We start from the raw sequence: 4,433 nt of genomic DNA, 5'->3' as shown, positions 1-4,433 counted from the left end.
GACTCAGTCTTAAGATATTCTTTAATGGAATAGAGTTTGAAAATAGAAAGTTCACTTATCTGCTTCTTGACCAACATGTCCAGATGTAATCGTTTGTATTACTTTTTCTCCCAGCATTTACTCATCCCCTAAGTCGATAATCGTTTAATAAGAAAAACAGGGTTGTTTGTCATTGAAGACCTATTATACAAAGTAAAAACACAGGAGACCGTGGTGCGTTAATTAAAGTATTTTATCTACTTACCCTTAGAGTCCTTAGCGCTTCTGCAACTTTATGAGCAAAAGTTAATGGTGGTTCTACAGATTGAAAATTAATATAAAGGATGTTGGGTTTCGTATAAAGCCAATTGTTATGCAATGCACTGATAATTATTCCATTTTTCACAAGTGTGTTAACAAAATAAGGGACTTCTTTTTCAAGAATAACTGTTACTCCGCGATTAAGAGCGTACCCGTATTGATCTAAATCTTCAAACATGATTTCAGTCTCAATGTTTCCTCGAACTGGACGTCCTTGAATTGTGACTGGAATATCACGATTAATTTCTACGGAGCAAATACCATTTTCGATATCTGGTTTTCCGTTAAGAATTTGGCCGAACTGTTGACAAAGAGTGTTGAAAGTTTCCATTAGACACATCCTTAATATTTTATTCAGTTTATGTTCATGCCAGTAACTTGGTGAATTGTCTTAGATGGAAAATTGAACAGTAAAGTAATTACAATCAATTGCTCAAGTCGATTTCTGTAATTCAAGAATTATTTTTCTTCATCTGAGTGGTTAAATAATGGCGTGGTTCTGACGGTAAATCTTCCCCAGTGACCGTTTATAAGCTAGGGGATTTAGACAAATAAAAAAAGCCCTCTAGCAGCCATTAAAGACAATTAGAGGGATTAGGGCAAAGCCCTTTGTCTTCACTACGTTCGACAACTCATTTAACAGGAGTATTTATTTTAATTACTTACTACTATTGATAGCAGATTTAAAGCTATTTATTAGTTGAGTTTTTAAAGGATAAAGTGGGGCTCTTTTTTATATGAAACTTCCAGGATTCGTACATGATAAAACCTCAACCCTTCTAAACATCATAAAGGATTGAGGTTTTATCTTATGGTTTCGTTTTTTAAGGTTGCACCACCGTCATATAACGTGGAGTTGTTGAGATCTTTAGACCCGTTTCAATTTCTTCCATCTCAGCGACCACTTTATATTGCCCACTAGGTAGATCAGTTGATGGTTTCCATTCTTTTATATAAGCAGTCTCTGTATTAGCAAATTTATAAGTATCGACCACTTTTCCTGTAGGATCTTCGATTGTAATGGTCCAGTTCATTTTTTTCAGGGTAATTCCCAAAATATGACCTGGCTCCTGTTGCGTTATTGGTCTACCCCATACATCCCACGCTGAAAGGAATAACCACTGATCTATATACGAGCGATCTCCGTATATTTCATAAGTGACATTACCTGCCCAGTCAAATGGGACTACGATTACACTTTTCGGTTCAGTATCTACTAGCAAGGACGTTTGTGTTGCAGTAATATATTTAGCTTTGCCATTGACATAAACCATCGATTTTGTTAAGCCACTTCCCCCTGCATTATCCATCATGTCCCAAGTAATCAAATACTTATTTTCTGGTGTTTTGTTGACTTGAATATTTTCTACTTTTGGTGCAATAGAATCTATATTAATCGGAAGCTTAGTCTTTTGTGGACGTGCTCCTTCATAATCTAATGTGCTCTCCATAATAAATTGATACTTTCCGTCTGGAACATATTTTCCATCATCTGATTTCAAATTCCAGATATACCCACCCCAAGTGAACTCGCTATTTGACATTATATTTTTTCTGAATTTCCATGGTTCTCCAGTTCCAGTAAAATCACTGTAATCTCCAAGATAACGAACTCGATTACCTGTTGCATCTTCAACGTACATGTCCACCTTTTTTACATTCCGCAAGGTGGTAAACTGTGAATAAAGACCCTGGTTCGCAGCATGTGGAGAGATGGACATTCTTTCTTCTGCGAATGTTTTGTCCGCTTTATCATAACCAATTGCTACAGCTGGTTTACCAAGCCAGTTTTTCTGACCATAGTAAGGAAATAGAGCTGTTTCTTGTAAAAATGCATTTTTGTCCCACATCGGTGCATCTAAGTTCTGAGGTTGATCCCAGTCACCATAAAAGCCCATATACGGAATGGTTAAAGACGGAATCGAAGCTTGATCTCCATTTTTCGGAACAAAGCGAACAAATCCCTCAACAAATATATTTTTCTTCAATCCATCTGGAAGTTTAATATCCACTTTTAAATCTTGAAGATGACCTTTTTTTACGGTAAAGGTGGCAGGTGTTGTATGGCTAAAATCTTTTCCGTTGATCTTCGCTGCTGCTCCTTCGATACGCTTACTTGTTAGCTTTAGCACTTCCATCGTCTTTTCAATTTTCCCATCGCGATTTAAATCTAGGTCTTTCTGCTCGGTATCATCTGTTAAAAGGTCTAGATAGACATCATAAGTAATCTCTTCTGGGGTAGATTTACCCGCTAACGCCTCTACCTCCAGCATAAATTTTACTTTATCTTGCTTAATCTCTTTTAACTCCACAGCAGCTGCATTTTCTGGATTAGCAAACTTATCTTTGACTAATACAGGTGTTTTTAGTGCATTAGCAATCTGCATCATCCCTGAACCTTGTTTACGTGGAGAATATGGAATGTTACTTTCTGTTGTAGGGTCAATTAAGATTTGAGCTGTATTCATCAAAGCTGTTTTCGCCCGATAAATAGCATCTGAACCTCTCGTCACGCCTTTTTCATAAAGCGACTGTAACACTATGGCTCCCGCACCCGCTACATGTGGCGAAGCCATCGAAGTTCCGCTATATATTTCATATTTGTTATCCATAACAGTAGAATAAATCTTACCACCAGGTGCGGTGATTTCAGGCTTAAAATCAAGGGTATGCGGTGCTCCATATGATGAGAAACCAGACATAGTCCCCTTGGTATTATTATCGATTAAGGTTCCCTTACCCACTTTAACATTAATCTTTTCACCATTTTTCAAACGTTGAATTAAGTCCTTTCCTTCAGCAATCCCAGTACTAACTCCTGGAATGTTGCCATAAGGAGAAAAAAGTAATTTGGCATAATTTCCTAGTGTAGCTAAAGGTACCATTATTACTCCTTTTGCTCCATTCTTTTGAGTAAGAGATTGTATGAATTGTTCACTACCCGCCCATTGTTGTTCTGCAACCACGATTTTGTCCTTTACATCTTTTCCAGCGAAATCCTGGGTACTACCATAACCTACATAAACTAACTCAATATCTTCACCTGGAGCAAAGACATTTGCCATTTGAACATAACCTGCATGGCGTTTGTAAATAAGTGGTTTCCCATCTGGAAAAGTAAGTGTGTCCATATGGACTTTATCATTTTCATAAGAAGCTACTTGTAAAGCAAATGGACTTGAACCAGGTGCTCCTACTACTCCAATATCAGGATTCTGAGCATATGGTGCATGAGAATATGCGGTTGATCCACTTCTAGTACTGTAGTATGCGTTTCCACCAGCTGCAACCACTAATACTCCATTCTCTGTAGCAGTACGAACTGCTTTTTGTATAGGATCTTCTTCATCCACAAAAGCACCGTCAGTTCCTAAGCTCATGTTGATGACATCGGCATCCATTTCTACCGCGTGATTGATTCCGGCTATGATATCATCTGCAAATGCCCCTCCATAATAATCGGAAAAAACTTTTTCTGCTAGGATCTGTACATCAGGTGCAATCCCTTTTACCCCGTCGATTTCATCGGTTCCATTGGCCCCAATCGTTCCAGCTACATGCATTCCATGTGATGTAGCATATGGAAGAACATCTTGATCTCGGTCAGCCCAATCGTAACCAGCTGGTACTTTATCTGAATACCAGCGATCTTCTACAGCTGTTTGAGCTAATTTTTCTTGAATATTAGTAGAGTTCCACTTGGCTTTCGCTTTTCCTCTGTCAGACATAGTAAGATCTTGATGGCGATAGTCCACTCCGGTATCGACAACAGCAACCACCATCCCCTCACCATGGTAACCTAACTCTTCCCATACTTTTTTCGCTTGTACCATGGATTTACTACTGCTCATCGTTTGTTGATAAGTCTCTGCAATCTGTACACTAGCCACTCCAGATAGTTTTTTGATTTCTTTGATATTTTTGAACTCTGTATCCATACTGAAGCCATTAATACCTGTTACAAAGTGATGTCGCTCTTTCACATTCCACTTTTTCATTTCTTTCATCTCTTGGATTAATGATTTTTGAGCTTGCTTTAATTTCTTCTTTTCAGATTCATTTCCCTTGGCAGTGTGTACAGGTTCTCCTGTCATTTCCACAATCACTCGTACAGAATCGCTAGGAGCATATTG

Annotated in this window: 2 protein-coding genes; both read right to left on the bottom strand. The window is 38.2% G+C overall.

The features are described from left to right. Positions 1-232: 232 nt before the first annotated feature. Entirely contained in the window at positions 233-631 is a 399-nt protein-coding gene (locus AC1DSL_RS16100; RefSeq protein ID WP_342543597.1) for a DUF1259 domain-containing protein, read from the bottom strand. Positions 632-1,124: 493 nt separating this feature from the next. Further along, positions 1,125-4,433 (bottom strand): S8 family serine peptidase (locus AC1DSL_RS16095; protein WP_477532963.1); only part of this gene is annotated, 3,309 nt, incomplete at its 5' end.

The sequence above is a fragment of the Paenisporosarcina sp. P4_D4 genome, from assembly GCF_056401835.1.
The sequence above is the reverse complement of the archived record's forward strand: the minus strand, read 5'-3'. Positions and strand labels throughout refer to the sequence as shown.

Coding starts and splice junctions, on each gene's coding strand:
- AC1DSL_RS16100 (WP_342543597.1), bottom strand. CDS start 631: ATGGAAACTTTCAACACTCTTTGTCAACAGTTCGGCCAAATTCTTAAC.